This window comes from Neptuniibacter pectenicola, assembly GCF_001597735.1.
Lineage (GTDB): Bacteria > Pseudomonadota > Gammaproteobacteria > Pseudomonadales > Balneatricaceae > Neptuniibacter > Neptuniibacter pectenicola.
This window is the reverse complement of record NZ_LUTS01000003.1, coordinates 39,275-60,352: the sequence shown is the minus strand read 5'-3', so window position 1 is coordinate 60,352 and position 21,078 is coordinate 39,275. Positions and strand designations below refer to the sequence as shown.

16 protein-coding genes and 1 pseudogene are annotated in these 21,078 nt (G+C 47.0%); 7 read left to right on the top strand and 10 right to left on the bottom strand.

All coding sequences use genetic code 11. The annotated features are described in order from the left end of the window. Positions 1–32 precede the first annotated feature (32 nt). A complete protein-coding gene (gene ilvA, locus A3773_RS04835; protein WP_067983678.1) occupies positions 33–1,550 on the top strand; it encodes a threonine ammonia-lyase, biosynthetic in 1,518 nt (505 codons plus the stop codon). 20 nt (positions 1,551–1,570) lie between these two features. Here ilvA and A3773_RS04830 read toward each other — a convergent pair whose 3' ends face one another. The 5 genes and pseudogenes from A3773_RS04830 to A3773_RS19420 form a co-directional block, all read right to left on the bottom strand. Continuing rightward, the gene (locus A3773_RS04830) at positions 1,571–2,500 is read right to left on the bottom strand and encodes an RluA family pseudouridine synthase (RefSeq protein ID WP_082800548.1); all 930 of its coding nucleotides are present in this window, start codon (positions 2,498–2,500) and stop codon (positions 1,571–1,573) included. 8 nt (positions 2,501–2,508) lie between these two features. Continuing rightward, positions 2,509–3,009, bottom strand: coding sequence for a hypothetical protein (locus A3773_RS04825; RefSeq protein WP_067983676.1), 501 nt, complete (start codon positions 3,007–3,009; stop codon positions 2,509–2,511). Between the two features lie 191 nt (positions 3,010–3,200). Further along, positions 3,201–4,598 (bottom strand): TRAP transporter large permease, encoded by a 1,398-nt coding sequence (locus A3773_RS04820; RefSeq protein WP_067983674.1) that lies wholly within the window; start codon positions 4,596–4,598, stop codon positions 3,201–3,203. Beyond that, the gene (locus A3773_RS04815) at positions 4,598–5,179 is read right to left on the bottom strand and encodes a TRAP transporter small permease (protein ID WP_067983672.1); all 582 of its coding nucleotides are present in this window, start codon (positions 5,177–5,179) and stop codon (positions 4,598–4,600) included. The genes A3773_RS04820 and A3773_RS04815 overlap by 1 nt, the downstream gene beginning before the upstream one ends. Positions 5,180–5,344: 165 nt before the next feature. Continuing rightward, a pseudogene (locus A3773_RS19420) lies at positions 5,345–6,333 on the bottom strand (TRAP transporter substrate-binding protein). A gap of 431 nt (positions 6,334–6,764) precedes the next feature. Here A3773_RS19420 and A3773_RS04805 point away from each other — a divergent pair. Further along, positions 6,765–8,375, top strand: a complete 1,611-nt coding sequence (locus tag A3773_RS04805; RefSeq protein WP_067983670.1) for a methyl-accepting chemotaxis protein — start codon at positions 6,765–6,767, stop codon at positions 8,373–8,375. 98 nt (positions 8,376–8,473) lie between these two features. Here A3773_RS04805 and A3773_RS04800 read toward each other — a convergent pair whose 3' ends face one another. Both A3773_RS04800 and A3773_RS04795 read right to left on the bottom strand, forming a co-directional pair. Continuing rightward, positions 8,474–9,838, bottom strand: a complete 1,365-nt coding sequence (locus A3773_RS04800; protein ID WP_067983668.1) for a sigma-54-dependent transcriptional regulator — start codon at positions 9,836–9,838, stop codon at positions 8,474–8,476. Between the two features lie 20 nt (positions 9,839–9,858). Next, positions 9,859–12,117 (bottom strand): PAS domain-containing sensor histidine kinase, encoded by a 2,259-nt coding sequence (locus A3773_RS04795; RefSeq protein ID WP_231902149.1) that lies wholly within the window; start codon positions 12,115–12,117, stop codon positions 9,859–9,861. Between the two features lie 137 nt (positions 12,118–12,254). Here A3773_RS04795 and pyk point away from each other — a divergent pair, with 137 nt between their 5' ends. Together pyk and gshA are read left to right on the top strand one after the other, a co-directional pair. Beyond that, positions 12,255–13,691 (top strand): pyruvate kinase, encoded by a 1,437-nt coding sequence (pyk, locus tag A3773_RS04790; RefSeq protein ID WP_067983665.1) that lies wholly within the window; start codon positions 12,255–12,257, stop codon positions 13,689–13,691. Positions 13,692–13,845: 154 nt separating this feature from the next. After that, complete coding sequence (gshA, locus tag A3773_RS04785) at positions 13,846–15,426, top strand: glutamate--cysteine ligase (RefSeq protein WP_067983663.1); 1,581 nt, start codon at positions 13,846–13,848, stop codon at positions 15,424–15,426. 78 nt (positions 15,427–15,504) lie between these two features. On the opposite strand, the gene A3773_RS04780 is transcribed toward gshA, so the two are convergent. Then, entirely contained in the window at positions 15,505–15,903 is a 399-nt protein-coding gene (locus A3773_RS04780) for a flagellar basal body-associated FliL family protein (protein ID WP_067983662.1), read from the bottom strand. A gap of 267 nt (positions 15,904–16,170) precedes the next feature. On the opposite strand from A3773_RS04780, the gene A3773_RS04775 reads away from it, so the two are divergent. Together A3773_RS04775 and A3773_RS04770 are read left to right on the top strand one after the other, a co-directional pair. Further along, positions 16,171–16,644: an Rsd/AlgQ family anti-sigma factor gene (locus tag A3773_RS04775; RefSeq protein ID WP_067983660.1), complete on the top strand. Its 474-nt coding sequence runs from the start codon at positions 16,171–16,173 to the stop codon at positions 16,642–16,644. Positions 16,645–16,654: 10 nt separating this feature from the next. After that, positions 16,655–17,632, top strand: coding sequence for a WD40 repeat domain-containing protein (locus A3773_RS04770; RefSeq protein WP_067983658.1), 978 nt, complete (start codon positions 16,655–16,657; stop codon positions 17,630–17,632). Positions 17,633–17,717: 85 nt separating this feature from the next. Here the strand turns inward: A3773_RS04770 and A3773_RS04765 are convergent, their stop codons facing one another. Both A3773_RS04765 and A3773_RS04760 read right to left on the bottom strand, forming a co-directional pair. Next, complete coding sequence (locus A3773_RS04765) at positions 17,718–18,434, bottom strand: FKBP-type peptidyl-prolyl cis-trans isomerase (RefSeq protein WP_067983656.1); 717 nt, start codon at positions 18,432–18,434, stop codon at positions 17,718–17,720. A gap of 173 nt (positions 18,435–18,607) precedes the next feature. Further along, entirely contained in the window at positions 18,608–19,090 is a 483-nt protein-coding gene (locus A3773_RS04760) for a TIGR02444 family protein (RefSeq protein WP_197462724.1), read from the bottom strand. Positions 19,091–19,112: 22 nt separating this feature from the next. Between A3773_RS04760 and A3773_RS04755 the strand changes: the two genes are divergently transcribed. Further along, positions 19,113–21,053 (top strand): ATP-binding cassette domain-containing protein, encoded by a 1,941-nt coding sequence (locus A3773_RS04755; RefSeq protein ID WP_067983652.1) that lies wholly within the window; start codon positions 19,113–19,115, stop codon positions 21,051–21,053. Positions 21,054–21,078: the final 25 nt, after the last annotated feature.

Below are 21,078 nucleotides of genomic sequence, written 5' to 3'. Positions count from 1 at the left end.
CCCTATTTGGTTTTTCAGATGAAGTTATCCCTATGCCAGACCGTTATATAAAGAAAATTTTAGAAGCACGTGTTTACGACGTGGCAATAGAAACCCCCTTGGATGAAGCCAAAGGCCTCTCCGAACGTCTGGAAAATCGAATTTTACTTAAGCGCGAAGATAAGCAGCCCGTCTTCTCATTTAAAATTCGCGGCGCGTACAACAAGATGGCTCAACTGAGCCAAGCACAGCGAGACTGTGGCGTTGTTGCCGCGTCCGCAGGCAACCATGCACAAGGTTTAGCCATGTCGGCTAAATACTTAGGCGTCAAAGCCACCATCGTCATGCCAAAAACAACCCCTGATGTAAAAGTAAACAATGTTCGCCGCTTAGGTGGCAAAGTTGTTTTGCACGGGGATGCTTATGATGATGCGGCCGCCTATGCGCAGAAGCTTGTTAAAGAAAAGGGCATGACCTATGTCCATCCATTTGATGACCCTGATGTGATCGCGGGCCAAGGCACCGTGGCAATGGAGATTCTGCGTCAAGAATCAGGCCCTATTGATGCGATTTTTGTCCCTGTTGGCGGGGGCGGTTTAATCGCAGGTATTGCCGCCTATGTGAAATACCTTCGCCCCGAGACCAAAGTGATCGGTGTCGAATCGGAAGATTCCGCGTGCCTAAAAGCAGCCCTAGATGCAGGTAAGCGAGTGACCCTCGACCAAGTGGGCATTTTTGCTGACGGTGTTGCCGTTGCCATCATTGGTGAAAACACCTTTGAGGTCGCAAAAAAATATGTCGATGAAGTGATCACGGTCTCCACTGATGAGATCTGTGCCGCCATCAAAGATATTTACGATGACACTCGCTCGATCTGTGAACCTGCCGGCGCACTTGGTGTAGCCGGTATGAAGAAGTATGTTGCTCGCGAAGCCTGTCGCGAAAAAACATTAATCGCTATCGACTCAGGTGCCAACGTTAACTTTGATCGCTTACGACATATTGCTGAGCGTTCGGAGTTAGGGGAAAAACGTGAAGCGATTATTGCCGCGCGTATTCCTGAAAAAGCAGGCAGCTTCAAGAAGTTTTGCTCGGCCTTAGGTAAACGTAATATCACGGAGTTCAATTACCGTTACAGTGATGACAACAACGCAATTGTTTTCGCGGGTATTCAGCTCACCTCAGGCGGAAATGGCCGTGATGAACTGCTCAAAGAGTTGCGTGATCAAGCCTATGAGGTCGAAGACCTTACAGAGAATGAGATCGCTAAACTCCATGTGCGCTATATGGTCGGCGGTCACTCACCTAAAAGCCTCACCAATGAAGTGATCTACCGCTTTGAGTTCCCTGAACGTCCGGGCGCTTTGATGAACTTCCTCAGTAAACTGGGTGGCAAGTGGAATATTTCAATGTTTCACTACCGCAACCATGGCGCGGCCTATGGTCGTGTATTGGTCGGCATGCAGGTTCCCGATTCTGAACGGGCCCAAGTGGGTGAGTTTCTGTCTGAAATTGGCTACAACTACTGGGAAGAAACAGATAATACAGCGTATAAACTGTTTTTAGGGTAGCGCCACCCCTTGAATAACTACTAGTATCGATAGGTATCAGTCGTTATCTCAACTCTCTCAGGTAACGACAACACCAATTTTACAGCCTCTAAACGCTGATATCGGCTCGTCAGTCGCTGGTAATCCTGTTCTGATAGCGCCCGTTCTAAGCGCTGCAAATAATACCAGCCTTGATGTGCGTATATCTTATCCCCTAGTAAAGGGTGACCTAAATGCGCTAACTGGGCACGAATTTGATGTTTACGTCCAGTAAAGAGTTGGCACTCTATAAGCGCGCGTCCGGGTTCTCGCTGCACAACGCTAAACGCTGTTTTACTGTATTTTGGTTTAAGGAACAGCGCAGACGCTTGCGGCTCAACAACATAGACCTGACTACGAATTAAACTGCCTTTTTTCTCGGACAGTTCACACGCGTACTCCTTATGCGCCCATTCAGGCTCACCACTGACCCACGCATAATAGATCTTCTCAACCATCAATTGGTTAAGTAACGGCTTCCACTTCCGGTCTGCCGCTTTATCTTTAGCCAGCACAATAAGCCCAGCCGTTTCCGTATCTAACCGGTGTAACAGCTGACATTCAGTATAAGGCGTTTCACGCCGAACAAGGGAGATCAGCGTATGGTACAGGTTACGCGTAGTGCGGCTTACGGGCAGCAGGTGGGGCTTATACAGCGCCAACAGCTCCTCATTTTCCCAGACCCGGCGCCATCGGGTATCAACCGCTGCTTCCTGATGCCCCGGCAAGTAAACCTTCACCGTCTGTCCAAGGCTTACCCCTTGTTCTGATCGCGCTGTCTGGCCATCAACTAAAATGAACCCTTGGGAGAAAAGTGTCGGTAGCCTCACCTGATGGGCATCCACCAGGCGAGCGGCAAGAAACTGAGTTAGCGATATTTCAGAATGAAATACCTTAAAGGTTAGGCAGAACGGCGCGGACTCGGCGGTCATAGATGCACTTAAGGCATCTCAGGCGAGTGATTAAAACGCTGACCGAAAAAGGCTTGCAAGGTAAAGAGGATCAGCGAAGTAACGCCCCAAATTAATCCAGTCACGACCCCTAGGTCGATAATACCGCGCCAAGGCTGTTCCAACTGATGCACTAAAAGCACCATACCGATAATGCCTAATGTTAGGCAGTAGGTCACAATCATACGTTTACGTACAATGGAGAAAAAACCCATGCAAAACAACGGTGCAAATAGCAAACGTAAAGGGGATACATTCTTCGACAAGTACAAGATACGCGCAGCAACGCGTGGCGACCATGCTTGTTGAAAGCCACGATAACCTTCGGCAAACCCCATAAAGGCAACACAAACCGCCATAGCTAACCAATGATACCAATCCAATTGATAGGAGAACGTTTGCCAACCTATCGAGCTTAAACGATAGATAGCACTGCCCAACAATAGGCCAATACCGGTAATACCCCACACCGCTGCTAAATAACCTAACACCCTAGTATCTCTTTTTGTCATAAATAGATTGAAGCGCGGATTATACCTGTTACCAGCTGAACTACCCAATAGTGCTAAGTAACGAAAATTCTTATAGACAAAAAAAAACCACCGTAAACGGTGGTTAAATGCACTAATCAACAGATTAGGGGCGGGAGACTTTAAGGGAAGTCTCCCTAGGACGAGATTAATTAATACCCGTTCAACTGATCGATATACTCTGGCAAGAAGAGCGAGATCTGAGGAACGTATGTAATCAACATTAAGAAACCTAAGAGCAAACACAACCAAGGGAGACAGGCTTTGATCACCCATATCATGTTCTGCCCGGTTATCCCGGCGGTGACAAAGAGATTGAGCCCCACAGGCGGGGTTAACATCCCGATCTCCATATTTACCACCATGATGATACCTAGATGAATAGGGTCGATACCCAGCTTCATCGCAATCGGGAACAAGATAGGCGCCATAATCAACAAGATTGCTGAAGGCTCCATAAAGTTACCCGCAATCAACAGCAGAATATTGACCACAATCAGGAAGCCCCACGCAGGTAAGCCCCATGCAATAATCTGTTCTGCAATCGTGTGTGGTATACGCTCTGTCGTTAGAACGTGAGCAAACAACATCGCATTCGCAATGATGAAGAGCAGCATCATGGATACTTTTGACGCATCCAGCAGCACTTTACGGACTTCAGGGTCGCTCACCGATTTAGGGATCGCGATAATCATCTGCACAACGTTACGTACCGCTGCAGAAATGATGTTTTCCCCCGACTTCTGCCAAGGGATCCCTTTCATAGGCCCTATATCTCGGTATCCCATTACCGCAATAAAGTAACCATACACAGCCGCTACCGCCGCCGCCTCCGTTGGCGATGCCACACCACCGTATATAGAACCCAATACGATGATAATAAGCATCAAGCCACCTAGCGCAATCAATCCTGATTTCGCAAGCGCTTTAAAGCCAGGGAATGGCTGAGAAGGAAGACCTTTAACTCTCGCAACAATGTAAATTGCGATCATTAAAATAAGCCCCATCATTAAGCCAGGAATAAAACCGGCCATAAACATACGGGACGCAGATACTTCAGTCGCAGCAGCATAAACCAGCATAACAATCGAAGGCGGTATCAAAATACCTAACGTACCCGCATTAGCTATAACGCCTGCCGCAAAGGACTGTGGATAACCCGAGCGCACCATACCCGCGATACAGATAGTCCCGATAGCCGCCACGGTGGCAGGTGATGAACCCGATACAGCCGCAAAGAGCATACACGCCATGACGGATGCCATCGCCAAACCACCACGAATGTGGCCAACCGTATCAACCGCAAAGTTAATCAATCGTTTAGCAACACCACCGGTCGATAGGAACGATGAAGATAAAATAAAGAATGGAATCGCCAGTAACGTATAGTGCTCGGATGTCGCTTCAAATAGCTTCAATGAAATGGATGCAAGCGAATCATTTGAAAACAGCAGAATCGTCGTTACCGAGGATAAACCCAACGCAATAGCGATCGGCATACCGATCAACATGCAGCCGAAAAGTGTGATAAATAGTACGGCGATAGTCATTATTTATCCCCCTCTTTAGCAGCCTTCTGAGGTTGATCTTCGCCAAGCACCGTTTCTTTTAGCCCTTTAGCGATCTCCATGGATTCTTCCGCTTCATCAGCAAAATGAAAACCATCTGCTTGATTCGTCACAACCTTCCAGCCCAGTTGTAAGAAACGGATAATCAGTAAAACAAAACCGATCACCAGAATACTCATAGGGATCCACTTAGGAATAGGAAGGTCCTCTAACTCAATACCGATCATTTTCATTTTGCTGAGGTAGATCCAAGAACCGTATAAAAACAGCCCGCAATACACCAAGCATAATCCCACCGCGACTAATGTAATAAAGCGGTGTGTGTTTTGAGGTAGGAGTTTCACGAACACATCAACACCGATGTGAGCACCTACTTTAACGCCATAAGAGGCACCAAAAAGAACAAACCAAGCGGCAAGAAGCAGTGTCACTTCCTGCGCCCAGTGGATACCTGCATTAAAGCCAAAGCGCGCGATCACTTCAGCAAATACAAGCAAGGTCATTGAGACTAGAAGAACAGACAAAAAGCCCTCTTCCAGTTTAGTTATGAGATTACGTACCATAACGGTCCCCGCAGCGACTCACGTCGTTAGAATAATGAGTAATGAGACAACATTCACAGGACAGCTCCAATCTACTGATTGACCTGTCTGAAGCTCTCCTCTGAATGTGGGAGAGGTAGATATCGGGTAGAAGATACCTTCTACCCGACGGAGGGTCTCAACGTATTAGTTGTTAGACGCTTCTGCAGCTTTGATTAGATCAGCACCGATCTGATCTTCAAACTTTTTCCATACAGGTTTCATTGCTTCAACCCACTGTGCACGTTCTGCATCAGAAAGCGTTAGCACTTCTGAACGTCTAGAATCGATGATTTTCTGTTTATCAGCGAGTGCTTTTTGCGCAGCGATGGTATTACCGTGCTTAATCGCTTCAGCAAGTGCTTTTTTCACTTCAACTTTCAGATCATTATCTAGGCCCATCCAGAACTCAGCAGACGTTACCACTAGGTAATCAAGAACACCGTGGTTAGACTCTGTGATGTATGGCTGTACTTCGAAGAATTTTTTCGAATAGATGTTAGACCATGTATTTTCTTGGCCATCGATCGCTTTCGTTTGTAGCAGTGTAAATACTTCAGAGAATGGTTTTTTCAATGGAACAGCATCAACCGCTTCAAACTGCGCCTGAAGTACATCAGAGGTCATGATACGGAATTTTTTACCTGACGCATCGCCAGGTACTTTAAGTGGGTTACTGGACGATAGCTGTTTCATACCGTTCCGTTGTGTAGGTAACCTAGACCTACAAGGCCTTTCTTCTGTAGAGCGTTCAGTAGTTTCTGACCTTCTGGGCCATTCTGAAACTTCTCTACCGCCGCCATATCTTTAAATAGGAACGGAAGGTCAAAAATTTGTAGTGTTTTTGTGTACTTCTGGAATTTAGACAGTGAAGGTGCAGCCATCTGCACGTCACCCAACAACATCGCTTCAAGTACTTTGTTGTCACCAAAAAGCTGAGAGTTAGGGAAAACTTTAACTTCCACTTTACCCGCAAGGCGCTCATCTACAAGCTCTTTAAACTTGATAGCCATCTGGCCTTTTGGTGTATTTTCAGCCACTACGTGTGAAAATTTAATTTCCACTGGGGCAGCAGAGATAGCTTGTGCACCAAGGGTCAAAGCTAGGGATGTGACTGCAGCAGTCAATAAACGCATGTGAAATCTCCTGTTATGGGACTTTTATTTATCATTGTTGTTATTAAACTCAGCTCGTTTTCTGTTTTTTTCGCTCACAGACTTATCTGAATCCATAGAAGCATTAGAGCAAGAAGGGGGCCAATTTAAGAAAATAACAACAGGACATGGCTGAACCGCCCATAACAAGTACCGAAGACACTCAACGCCACCCGATATAAAAACATCCGCCTCCACTCAAAAGTGGCGGATTTCCACACATTCAAACAAATAATAAGGGGGATACTGACCCTTTTTTGTACGATCTGCTACCCTCGATACACATCCTCTGCTTTGCTTGACCTACATCTATCTAGTTGAGCCATAAGGGGGTGTACCTACATGGCACTTCACCTTATTATAACTAAACGACTACTATGATTGCCGAACCTCGATAAAACAGGAGCTAAGGTGTGAAACTGAATGGCCTTTCAATTCAAACAAAAGTAAACCTTTCGTTAGCTGCTGTTTTTATTATTATCTTAGTCAGCTCACTCACTGCGATCTATCGCAGCGAATCAGGGCTGGTCTCCGAGGTTATAAAAAAGAACACCGCTGATACCGCAGACTCCTATTTTGATAGCATCAATATACTGATGCTGAGCGGAGCGATGTCCAACCGTGAAACCCTGCAAAAAAAGATTCTCGCCAACCCTGACGTACTAGAAGCCCGCATCATCCGCGGAGATATTGTTGCCAGTGTTTACGGCCCGGGTACACCTGACTCAAAAATTGAAGATGACCTCGACCGCAGAGCGATGGAGGGTGAGCATATCGTCGAAGAGATCAATGACGAGCAAGGCCATCGCCTCACGATTGTCACGCCAATGAAAGCCCTGCCCGACTATAAAGGCACAAATTGCTTACTCTGCCACCAAACACAAGAGGGTAATGTTTTAGGAGCTGTGCGCGTCACCTACTCTTTTGAAAACTTAGATAACACCATCCGTAGCAACTTAATAAGCGTCGCCGTGACTGAACTGATCTTATTTATTGGTGGCCTTATTCTCATCAGCTTGCTACTCGGCCACCTTGTTGTGCGCCCTGTCCGCAGAATGGGCAAAACCATTAATACGATCCACAACAACTCCGATCTAAAGCTTAGAATCGACGTCAACTCAAAAGATGAAATTGGCATGATGTCCAACTCACTCAATGTGATGTTGGAAGATTTTCACAGCAGCTTAAGTAAAGTCAGCTCAACAGTTCACCAGCTCAGCACCTCAAGTATATCCATTAATGATATTGCCGATTTAGCCAATAACGCGGTGCATAGCCAACAGATACAAACCGATGCGGTCGCCGTTGCCATGGAGCAGATGGAAGTCTCCACTAAGCATGTAGAGGATAATGCCAGTAACACCGTTGCAGCATCGGACATGGCATTGCAGCAGAGTCGAAACGGCACCCTTATCACTCAGCAAGCAACAGAAGCAATTGAGCAGCTCAGAAATAATATCGACCGCGCGCTAGGTGTGATCACCAAGCTCGACCAACAAAGCCAAAACGTTGGCACCGTACTGGAAGTTATTCAAAAAATTGCGGAGCAAACTAACCTCCTCGCACTGAACGCCGCCATTGAAGCCGCCCGTGCAGGAGAACATGGCCGCGGGTTCTCTGTGGTCGCAGACGAAGTACGAAACTTAGCCAGCAAAACCCGCACCTCAACAGAAGAGATCGATGCCATTATCGAAGAACTGCAACAGGATGCTCAAGACGCTGTCGAAGTAATGAACCAAGCCCACACCAGTGCAGAGCTAGGCGTGGCTAAAGTTCAAGAAACCGCCGAAGCGTTGACCAAGATATCCAGCGAAGTCCAGATGATTAACGATATGAATCATATGGTCTCTTCATCCGCACAGGAGCAGGCGGCAATGGCAAGTAGTGTCGAGAAAAGCGTCCAAGAGATTGCAGGCACCGCCGCACAAACCTCGTCCCGTGCAGGAACACTCAACCAAGTGGCCCATGAGCTCAACACACTAGCCAGCCAGCTGGAATCAATGGTGCAAAAATTCAAGCTGTAACTTAGTTACAATAACGCAACAAAAAAAACGCCCCAGATTTGTGAGTCTGGGGCGTTTTCGTTTTATCTAATAACGCACGGCAGGCGCCATATAACCGGCTATTTAAAGTCTTTTTTATCTAAACCGTACTTTTTCATTTTGTCGTAAAGTGTTTTTCGCGGTAAGCCTAAACTCGTTAGCGTTTCCTTAATTGAACCACCACAACGAGAGAGCTCAGCTTGGATCAACATCCGTTCAAATTGATCCACCTTATCAGGCAGTGTCATATGATTACTGGCGTTAACATCCGTGATCGGGCGGTTTTCAAAATCAAAAGAGCAGCTTTCTCCCAATAAGACATAACGTTCCGCTAAGTTACGCAACTCACGGACATTACCCGGCCAATCATGCATCATTAAGCTATGCATCCGCTCCGGTGAAAGTAGCGGGACTTCTCGCCCATATTGGGACGAGGCGATAAGCGCGAAATGCTGGAACAACATACCCACATCGTCTCGACGTTCTCGTAAGGCTGGGATATCGACACGAACAACATTTAAGCGATAGTAAAGATCTTCCCTAAACTCGCCCCGTTCTGATGCTTCTTTTAAATCAACTTTTGTCGCTGCAATAACCCGTAGATCCAACGGTATAATCTCATTGGCACCTAAGCGTTCAATCGATCGATCTTCTAACACGCGAAGCAATTTTATCTGCAAGGTCATGGGCATACTCTCTATCTCATCAAGAAAGAGTGTGCCTTCATTCGCATATTCAAACTTACCGATACGGCGCGCTTTTGCATCGGTAAACGCGCCCTTTTCATGTCCAAAAAGTTCCGATTCAATTAAGTTTTCAGGCACGGCACCACAGTTAATCGCCACAAAGTTTTTATCACTACGGTTGCTGTGTTCATGGATATAACGGGCCAGCAGGTCTTTACCTGTGCCCGTTTCACCTAAGATCAAAATATCAGCGGGGGTATCGGCGATGGTGTGCACAAGGTTGCGCACGTGCGCGATTGGCGCCGTTTTACCAATAATGCGCGGGCCAGGTACGCTTTGCGCTTCAAGCTCCTGCTTGAGGCGGCGGTTTTCGATAATCAGGTGACGCTTTTCTATTGCGCGACGTACCACATCGAGTAGAAGTTCAGAGGAGAAGGGTTTCTCGATAAAGTCATAAGCGCCATCTCGCATCGCACTAACGGCCATGGAGATATCGCCGTGCCCTGTAATCAAGATCACCGGCAGAGTCGCATCTAACGCCACCACCTGTTTCATCAGATCTAAACCATCCATACCCGGCAGGTTAATATCCGTAATCAAAATACCCGGCCAATCGGCCGTGATTATTTTTAATGCTTGTTCGGCGGTTTCTAAGGTTGTGACTTCATACCCACCAAGCTCTAGCGCTTGCCCCGCTGCCAAACGGATATGTTTCTCATCATCAACAAGAATAATGGGCAGGGGACTCTGATCGCTCATATAAGATTCCAACTATCTATTTAAGAAATAACATTATCAGGGGTTTGAGCTCTAGGTAAACAGATCTTAAAGACCGCGCCCCCTTGAGGGTGGTTTTCCACCGATAACAACCCACCCATACTCTCAATAATTCGGTAGGAGATCGACAACCCTAGTCCCAAACCTTGTCCCGCTTTTTTAGTGGTATAAAACGGCTCAAAAACACGGTTCACATCGTCGCGAGGAATCCCCGGACCGTGGTCTCTCACAAGCAAGACCGCCCACTGTTCGTCGCAGTGTAGCGCGATATCAATCACCGGGGTTACTTGCTTTTCCATGGCCTGTAACGCGTTACTAATCATGTTAACTAGCACCTGCTCAAGACGGACAGTATCACCCATCACATAATTGTACTCTAACCCATCGGGCCAATTAACCTGTGCTTTTACCTTACTAAGGCGGCCATACATAATAGACATCGCACCATCATGCACATTTTTTAAACACACCGGTTCAGCGTTGCCAGAGGTCTTACGTGAAAATTCTTTTAATGGATGGATGATTTTAGCCATTCTCTCCGTCAGCTGACTAATTTCATTCAAGTTTTTTTGGACAGTCTCCATGCGGCCCATCGCCAAGAAGGCATTAGCATTATCCGCATAAGTGCGAATCGCCGTTAACGGCTGATTCAACTCGTGGTTAATCCCTGCCGACATCTGCCCTAATACCGCAAGCTTCGCCGTCTGAATCAACTCATCTTGTGTGTTTTTATGCTTTTCGACCTCCTCTAGCAGCTTTCTGTTAGCGTCAGTCAGGTCTACGGTTCGCTCCTCAACACGATGCTCAAGTAGCTCACGTGCATGCTGTAGTTCCTCTTCGTATTGCTTACGCTGGGTGATATCGTGAATGGTGACAATAAAGCGCTTAATCGCACCATAATCCATATGCCCAATGATTAACTCAATAGGAAACACAGAGCCATCTTGTCGTAAGCCTTGCGCTTCAGTAAACAACTCCTCTTGGCGATCCGCATCGGACGCCGTAATGTGACGCCAGCAGATCGCCCTATCCGCTTGCGCTAACAGCTTACTTATATAGTCATACTTAACGTTTGCTTCACCATAACCAAACAGTTTTTCAGCCATGGAGTTCATGCTTTCAATCCGCCCTTGGGCATCCAAGGTGATTAACCCCGCACGGGTATTATCAATAATCGCCCTGACCCTCGCTTCGTTGGCTTCCAGCGCTTTAGTTTCCAGTAGCTTAAAACGTACACGTTCCCGCGTAATGCGCTGACGCGTCAGTAACACCATAACCAACAGCACTAATGCACTAAAGATAAACCCTATCGTTAACGCGGTATAAAACATCCGCACCTTGACCGGTTTAGTGCTCGCCAAGACAACCACCGTGAGGCCGCTGCCCGCTAACTCACGACTGAGAAGTAGAAACTCTTTGGCCTTAACCCCATCAAGCGCTTCATTATTGATGCGTTTACCGTCCACCAGCGTCACGAGTGTCCCGCCCTCTTCTCGCTCTTTCTGCTCAACAATATCTAACGCGGTTAGCTGATGGTCACCGTACCTTAAACTTTCAGCTATCCGCTGAATGCCCTGCTGAGACAAAGGACGAAGTGTTCTGAACTTCCAATCGGTCTGGGTTGAAATAAAGATAACCCCATCTTCATCGGTCACAACGATGTCCAGATCAGGATCGGTCCAATCCGACTCGATCTCATTAAGATCAATTTTTAAAACGACAACACCGATAATTTCACCCACGTTATAAACCGGGTACGAAAAATAGTAGCCTCGCTTTTTAGATACGGAGCCCAGTGCGAAATAACGCCCGGCTTTCCCTTTCATGGCGTCCTTAAAGTAGGGTCTAAACGCATAATTGTTGCCAACAAAAGAGCGATCATCTGCCCAGTTACTGGCAGCAAGGGTATCCCCACTGTTATTCATCAAATAGACGTCGGCAGCATTAATGGTCTGATTGACCTGCTCAAGATAGGTATTTGCACGTTGCACTAAAAACGGATCGTCTTGCTGTTGTAGGGCGTCGGTTAAGGTGGAATGGGTTGATAAAAGCCCGGGCAGGTCTTTATAACGATCGAGCTTTTGCTGCAGGCTCAAAAGGTAACGATTTAAATCGGCACTTGAGCGATGTTGCAGCTGTTCAAGGCCTTGAGAGCGGCTAATCAGTGTTGTTTGCCCAACCACCAACACAAACGTAAAGGCTAAAATAATAAAAAAAAGGAACCGATAACGACGCCATGTCGTCGACAACATATAAGACATAAATTTAACGCCGGTTAGGTTAACTACTCGTTTATTAAAGCTCTTTTTATACTTAGTATCGAGAAATACTTAATTCGTACACCTAGTAGCACTATACTAGAGTCTAATGTTTCTCAAATACGGAGCAAGTTTTTCTCATGTTGAAACGTACAAAAATCGTCGCTACCTTAGGTCCATCCACTGATCAGCCGGGTGTCTTGGAAGATATTCTACGTAATGGGGTAAACACTGTTCGGCTGAACTTTTCTCACGGTAGCGCCGCCGATCATCGCAAACGAGCGAGTGAGGTTAGAAAAATAGCGCGTAAGTTAGGCCTCTCTATCGCTATTTTGGGTGATCTCCAAGGCCCAAAGATCCGCATTGCTCGTTTTAAGAACGATCGTATCACCTTAAATACAGGTGACTCGTTTACGTTGGATGCCCAACTAGGTAACCAAGAGGGTGACCAGCATCAAGTGGGTATCGATTATAAAGCCCTACCTGAAGACAGCTCCGCGGGTGATATTCTTTTATTAGATGACGGTCGAGTACAGCTCAAGGTATTAAGCATTGATGGCAGTAAAATTCTGACCGAAGTCATTATTGGGGGCCCTCTGTCCAACAATAAAGGCATTAACCGCCAAGGCGGTGGTCTATCCGCAGCCGCCCTAACGGAGAAAGACCGCCGAGACATTAAAGTAGCGGGCGAAATCGACATGGATTATATCGCCGTCTCCTTCCCTCGCTGTGCCGAAGATCTGCATGAAGCACGTAAATTACTGGATGAGGCCGGTAGCCGCGCAGAGATCATTGCAAAAATCGAACGGGCTGAGACCGTTGCAAACCATGACGCGCTCGACAAAATCATTCTTGCCTGCGACGGCATTATGGTTGCCCGAGGCGATCTAGGGGTAGAGATTGGTGATGCGGAGTTAATTGGTGTGCAAAAACATATCATTCAACGCTCCCGAGAACTGAACCGCTTTGTTATCACTGCAACACAGATGATGGAGTCCATGATCGAAAACCCGATGCCTACACGGGCAGAGGTATTTGATGTAGCGAATGCTATCCTTGATGGCACCGATGCCGTAATGCTCTCGGCAGAAACTGCGGCAGGAAAACACCCCGTCGAAGTGGTTAAATCCATGACCTCTATCTGCCAAGGCGCAGAAAAGCACCAGATCGCCCGTCCGATGGAAACCAACATCTCCGTTAAGCTAGACCGCTTTGACGAAACCATAGCCCTCTCAGCCATGTATACCGCCAACCATCTGATTGGGGTTAAAGCGATCATCTGTCTAACCGAGTCGGGATCAACACCGTTATGGATGTCCCGTATACGTTCAGGTCTACCGATCTTTGCTCTCACCCGTAATGAAAGAACCATGCGCCGTACTGCTCTTTACCGTGGTGTTGAACCTATCTTTTTTGATGCGACCCAAATCAGTGAAGAAAAGCTCAATACCGAGGTACTAGCCGGACTTAAAGCCCGTAATCTGCTCCAAACCGGAGACCTTGTCATACTGACCCGAGGCGCAACCTTAGGACAACATGGCGGCACCAACTCAATGCAAGTCTTGTGCGTATCCTGACCACACACCATGGGCGTCGGTATTTTTTACCGGCCCCCATGAATTATTTCGCCCGAATCCGGTCAAAATCGCGAACTCTTCGTTTCGTTGCAGCAATTTAACAATGGCTCAATTATAATAGCCCTCCTTCAATGGTGATTTTAAGGACTCGCGTTTGTCTTCCACTACATCGACTTCTCAACTACAGCAGAAGCTCAGCTGGCTAAAAGAAAATGGCCATACTGGACTATTAACTCAGCTTCAACACGGATTAGAAAAAGAGGGTTTACGCGTAGATCTTGATCAAGAGCTCGCACAAACGCCCCATCCGGAAGCGCTAGGGTCCGCTCTAACACATGAGCATATCACTACAGACTACTCTGAAGCCTTGCTGGAGTTTATTACCCCTGTCTTTGAACAATCATCGGACGCATTACAGTTTTTGGCTGATCTACATCGCTATACTTATCAAAATTTAGATGAAGAACTCATCTGGCCAGCCAGCATGCCATGTCACCTACTCAATGAGTCAGCGATTCCTATCGCCCATTACGGCGACTCAAACGTAGGCAAGATGAAATATATCTACCGTGTCGGATTAGAAAACCGCTACGGCAAGATGATGCAAACCATTGCAGGGATCCACTATAACGTATCCATGCCGACGGCTTTCTGGCCGCTACTGCAACGCTATAGCAAAAACACAGGGTCATTACAGGAGTTTCGCTCCGCGTCCTATTTTAGCCTTATCAGAAACTTCCGCCGCTACTCTTGGCTGCTTATGTACCTGTTTGGCGCGTCCCCTGCGTTATGTGGCTCATTCCTCAAGGGTAAACAGCACACACTCGAAACCTTGTCTGAAGGCACCCTCTATCTCCCTTATGCCACATCGCTACGCATGAGTGACTTAGGCTATTCAAACAAGGCTCAAGCCGATCTCAATATCTGCTTTAACCACCTAGCGACTTACGCGAGTTCGCTTAATCGTGCGATTCGCACACCCTACACGCCGTATGAAAAACTAGGCGTCAAAGTCAATGGGGAATATAAGCAGCTAAACGCCAATGTTCTGCAAATTGAAAATGAATACTACAGCGATATTCGGCCTAAACGCGTTACTCAATCTGGCGAAAAGCCCGTACATGCGTTGATCGCCCGTGGCGTAGAGTATATTGAGGTGCGCAATACCGACATCAACCCATTCCTCCCCCTCGGCATGGACCAATGCCAAGCTGATTTCTTAGATGCCTTTCTACTCACCTGCTTACTGATGGAAGAACGCGAGATCAGTACAGAGGAGTGTGAACAAATTAGCGAGAACCATCAACGCGTGGTCACCCGTGGGCGCGAACCCGGTTTAACGCTGATTAAAGATGATCAACATATATCCCTGCATCAATGGGGCAGTGACCTGCTAAGCGAAATACAGCAGACCGCCGTACTGCTTGATGAAGCGAACGGCTGCACCCGCTATTCAGCGTCGGTTCAAGCGCAACAGAAAAAACTGGATGACCCTGAGCTAACGCCTTCGGCACAAGTACTTAACGCAATGCGCACACAAAACTTGAGCCACGGGGAGTTTGTAATGCAGCAAGCGAAACTGCACCGGGAGACCCTGCTATCCACACCTATTGATCAGGCTATGCAGATCAAATTGGCAGCGATGCGCGGCAACTCATTACAGCAGCAACAGGATATTGAAGCAGCTGACCAGAAGGATTTCGACAGCTACCTTACTGAGTACATGGCCAATTAACAACGCCATTGTTCAGCTATAAAAAATGCAGGCCAAGCCTGCATTTTTTATATAACTTTATCGCGCGATCAACCGGCCCTATTGCACCACAAAGCTGGTAAAAAACAGGTCTGAGACAAAGCTTTCACCTTCCTCTTCCATCAGTACCTTTTTGACCGCCTCTAATGCCTTTTTCGCCAGCCTATTTTGCGCATCAACCGTACCCACCGTCTCATCACTTTGCGAACTGAGCAGGAAGACTAAATCATTTCTGATCTGTGGCATATGCGCGTTCACCGCATGGTGCGCCGACTCACTCGACACTTGAATTGTCACCTCACATTTAAGAAAACGCGGTTTGCCTACGCCATCTAGATTGGTTGTAAATGACTTCAACTCGATATAGTTCACATAATCTTCAACTGTTTTCTCTGTTTCTGCCGCTGCAAACTGCACAGAGAAAATCATTACCATTAATAAAACCAGTCGTTTAAACATTTATCGCCCCGTAAGATCTAACAATATTCCGAGTATAGCGTGCTCACGTAAGGCTCAACAGTCGCTCATAAAAATATTTTTACTCATCCCGGCAAAAACGACGTTCTACCATTAGATAATTAATAAAAGCCCGTTTTTCAGAAAACGGCTGTTGCACCCTGAAACAGCTTAGGAATATGATGATAGTTAATCAGAGAGCAACACTAACGCTTGTTTCAAGCTTAGACTTATATGACTGCCTAAATTAAAGGCAGCAGAGGTGCGCAAATGTTAGAAAAATGTAAGAGCGCTAAAGAACGCTGGGGCGGAGTAAGCGAAATAATCGATAACTGGCTAGAAGGGCGACAAAAACTCATCAGCTTATTTGTCCATTTACCCGAACAGCCGATCAACGACGAACTCAACGGTCGCGTTCAAATGTTCTGCCAAGTCATGATGGATTATCTTTCATCCGGCCATTTTGAAGTTTACGAGCAATTGTTACTCGAAGGTCGAGATTTTGCCGATGGCAGCTTACAAGAGGGGCAAGAGCTGTTACCAAAAATACAGGTCAGCACCGACATTGCCTTAGATTTTAATGATGATTTTTCTACCCTATCTGAACCAACGGTACAGACAATTAGAGAGTTTTCTGAACATTTATCCCACCTAGGTGAGGCGTTGGAAGAACGCTTTGAGCTAGAAGATAAAATGATCGCCGTTTTACATACCTCTCATCGTGATTCGGTTGTAGTTGAGTAGGAATTGAAATATGCGTCATGCCGTAACTTACGTACTCCTTGCGGGTGGATTACTCTCTCTGGCGGGCTGTGACAGCAGCGACGCGCCTACCTCCTGGTCTGAATACGCGCTTAGGGGCGCGTATACAGCCAGCATATCGTCTACGGGTACTTATAGTGCAATCGGCTCGTTTGATCATGGCGGAAGCTTATGGACACTGGAAAACAATGAGCGCCTCTATAATTGGAACCATAAGGCCAAAACCTTTTCAATTATCGCCGCCACTGCGTTTTCACCCGAGGAGAAGTACGCCGCCACCGCAAATCAACAAGACTTAGTGCTGTGGAACTTACGTAACGGTCAAGCGGAAGGGTTTTGGAGTTCACCCGCAGAAATTATGCAGATGGATCTCTCTCCCAATGGGGATTACGCCCTTTTAGGGTTAGCTAACCATACCGCCGTATATTTTGATGTAAAACAGGGGGGAGTCAAACGCACCTTCCGCCATGAAGCCCGAGTCCGTAGTGTTGATCTAAGTGACGATGGTTCATTAGCATTAACAGGCTCAGACGCTTACAAAGTAAAACTCTGGAGCGTTGAAACCGGCGAGCTATTAAAAGAACTTAGCTTAGGCAATGTGGTCGATACTGTCGCCCTCTCACCCAATATGAAAACCGCATTTAGTGCAGGCAGCTTAGATAAAGCCGTTATTTGGGATATCGATTCCGGTACCGAAATGCATATCCTCAGTGACATCGCTAGCTTCTCCCAAAAAAGAATCAGCTACCTCAGCGCCCGCTTCTCCCCTGATAGCCAGCAGCTACTCACAGGTACCGCATCAGGCTTAGTGCAACTATGGGATGTAACGACAGGCGAACAACTTAAAAGCTGGAGAGTGCATCGTAGAGACGCCTATGGCCCAGTACAAGCTGGGGTTTACGCCGTTGGCTTTGGCCAAGACAAATATTACGCTCTCGGCTCTAATGGCTTTATGAACGAACTGCAATAACCCCCACCCATAACGGGTCAAGACAAACAAAAAGGCCGCTACAGTTATGTAGCGGCCTTTTTATTAATACCCGATAAAGACGTTATTACTTAGCGCCTTCTTCTGCTGCTTGCTCAGCTTCTGGGTTAATTTCCAGTAGCTCAACTTCAAAGATCAGTGTTTCGTTCGGTCCAATAGCACCGCCCATACCACCTGGGCCGTAAGCAAGTTCAGATGGAATCACTAAACGTGCTTTACCACCCTCTTTAATCAGCTGTAGACCTTCAGTCCAACCAGGGATAACGCCACTTAGAGGGAAAGAAACAGGCTCGTTACGGGCATAAGAACTATCAAACTCAGTACCGTCAATCAACGTGCCACGGTAGTGAACTTTCACGATATCTTCAGCGGTAGGTTTTTTGCCTTTACCCGCCGTTAGTTCTTGATACTGCAAACCAGACTTAGTTGTTACAACGCCTTTCTTTTTACCGTTTTCAGCTAGGTATTTTGTACCTTTATCCAGATTGTCTTGGCTTAGCTGATCAAATTTCTTTTTCTGTTCTGCAACTTGACGCTCTTGGAAGGCTTTCATCACATCACCCACTTGATCAGGTGTAAGCTGTGGCTCTTCACCCGCGTAGGTTGTTTTAGCTGCAGCAATAAACGTATCAAAATCAAGATTAGGAATCGTTTTAAGCTGTTCACCTACCATCAAACCAACACTGTAGCTAACTTTCTGCTCTTCAGTTTTTAGTTCCACTGCGGTAACAGTTGGAGAGATTAATGCGGCACCAAGAGCAACCGCTAGCAAAGTTTGTTTCATCTGTTCTTATCCTTATTTGTCATTCAACGGAAGCCAATAACTATGGTTCTCTTCCTAATAATCAAGCTATTTATCGGCCAGAGAAAAGATATTTCAGGTTCACTCTCTCGCTTCTTAGTCCACGATTAAACCGCAAAGTTCACTCTCAAACCACCCCAAACCGCCCCATTTGTTCATAAGTAGTGATTTATCGCTGATAATATAGGCTGAAGTGCTACTTCTAACGCGGCATCAAACGCAACATTCGACTCGACCAGATAACGTTTAATATTGCTCAACACCAACGCGCGAATATCTTGATCATGCATACTCACCCGTGGTTGCTGATAGAGCATGGCCAACTCAACCTGCTCACAGGCAAGTTCAGCCTGCCTTAATTGGCGATAACAGGCATCCAATCCATCTAATTCAGCTCGTTTCTCCCGTACATTAAAACGTATGGCTCTCAGTGCATGGGTCACTTCACGCTGCCATCGATCAGCCCCCTGCGAGGCCCCGTCAACCGCTTGCTCACCTCGACAACCACACCAGACCGCATAGATGAGCCGATTAATGCTCACGCCAAACTGCGCTTGCAGCAACAGGCAAGTGGGCTCAACCTCAGGTTGTTGATAAAAATTGAGCGCAAAGTCCCATAGATCGTTTTTCAATTGCATCTGTATGTTAAAATCCGCCGCCATGATTCAATTACAAAAAGTAAGCTTACAACGCGGCCATAACATTTTGCTAGAGCAGGCCGATTTAACACTACACCCTGGTTGGAAAGTAGGGCTTGTTGGCGCCAATGGTGCAGGCAAAACCTCACTCTTTAAGCTCATCTTAGGCGAGCTCCATTGTGATAGCGGTGACTTAGAGCTACCGGGCGGTTTACGCATGTCCCATATGGCTCAGGAGGTCCCTACATCGGACCGCTCCGCACTGGAGTATGTGTTAGACGGTGATATTGAACTACGCAAGGTCCAACAGCAGTTAGCCCGCGCAGAACAAGAGCACCAACATGCTCGCATTGGCGAACTGCATGCCGAACTCGACAACCTCGATGGTTATACGGCGGAATCCCGTGCCGCCCAGCTATTGTCAGGGCTCGGCTTTAGCCATACCGACATCACACGCGGCGTGAAAGAGTTCTCAGGGGGCTGGAGAATCCGTTTAAACCTCGCTCAGGCACTGATGTGCCCCTCTGACCTGCTGTTACTCGATGAGCCAACCAACCATTTAGATTTAGATGCAACGATCTGGCTAGAACAGTGGCTTAGACAATACCCCGGCATGCTGATTCTTATCTCCCATGACCGTGATTTTCTAGATAATGTTGTCACCCATATCACCCATGTTGAACAGAAAAAACTACTGCTCTACAAAGGTGGGTATTCGGCCTTTGAACGCCAAAGAGCCGAGCGTTTAGCCCAGCAACAGGCCGCCTTCGTCAAACAGCAACAACGTATCAGCGAAGTTGAAGATTTTGTCCGTCGTTTTCGCGCCAAGGCCACAAAAGCAAAACAAGCCCAAAGCCGTATCAAAGAGCTCGAGCGCATGGAAAAAATTGCACCTGCGCATATTGATAGCCCCTTTAGTTTTCAGTTTTGCTCCTCTGACAAAATGTCCTCCCCCCTACTCACCTTATCTGATGCAGAGTGTGGGTATGAAGGCAAAACCGTTCTAAATAAAAGTTCTCTTTCACTTACACCCGGAACACGTATTGGCTTACTTGGCCCGAATGGCGCGGGGAAATCCACCTTAGTTAAAACCTTAGTGGGCGATTTAACCCTCTGTAACGGGGAACGTCATGAAAGCGATAATTTAAAGATCGGCTATTTTGCCCAGCACCAGCTCGAAGCATTAGATATGGCGGCATCACCTCTGCTTCATATCAAACGCATAACACCCAGTGCGTCAGAACAAGAGATTCGCAACTTCTTAGGCTCCTTTGGTTTTATCGGTGATCGAGCACTCGAACCGGTGCAAAACTTCTCAGGTGGCGAAAAAGCGCGCGTGGCCCTATCGATGATTGCGTGGCAGAAGCCGAATCTACTCTTGATGGATGAGCCGACCAACCACCTTGACCTTGAGGTACGCCATGCACTTACGCTGGCGCTACAATCCTTTGAAGGGGTGCTTATTCTGGTCTCCCATGACCGCCACTTGCTGCGTAACACAGTGGATGAGTTTCTACTGGTTGCGAACGGTCAGGTTGCGGAGTTCAAAGGAGACCTAGAGGATTATCAGGCGTGGCTTTTAGAACAAAAACGCCAAGAGCAAAAAACAGAAGCGGATGCCTTCTCGACGGCACAACCGGATGAAAAAAAATCCCTGTCGGCAACCGAGCGAAAAGAGCAAAAACGTTTAGCGGCGGAGCGTAGAAATCAACTTCGCCCCATCAAAAAACGGATCGAACAGCTTGATGCCGATATGGAAACACAACACAAAACGTTAACCGAGATAGAGGCCGCGCTCAGCGAAAGCACCCTCTATGAAGCGGAAAACAAAGACAAACTAAAAGATCTCTTACAACAGCAAGCACGTCTTAAACAACAAGCGGAAGCAACCGAGTTGGAATGGATGGAGCAGCAGGAAGCACTCGAAACGCTGGAAGAGGAACTCAGCGAATTAGAAACCTAGTTCATATAGCCACGGTATGCACTAT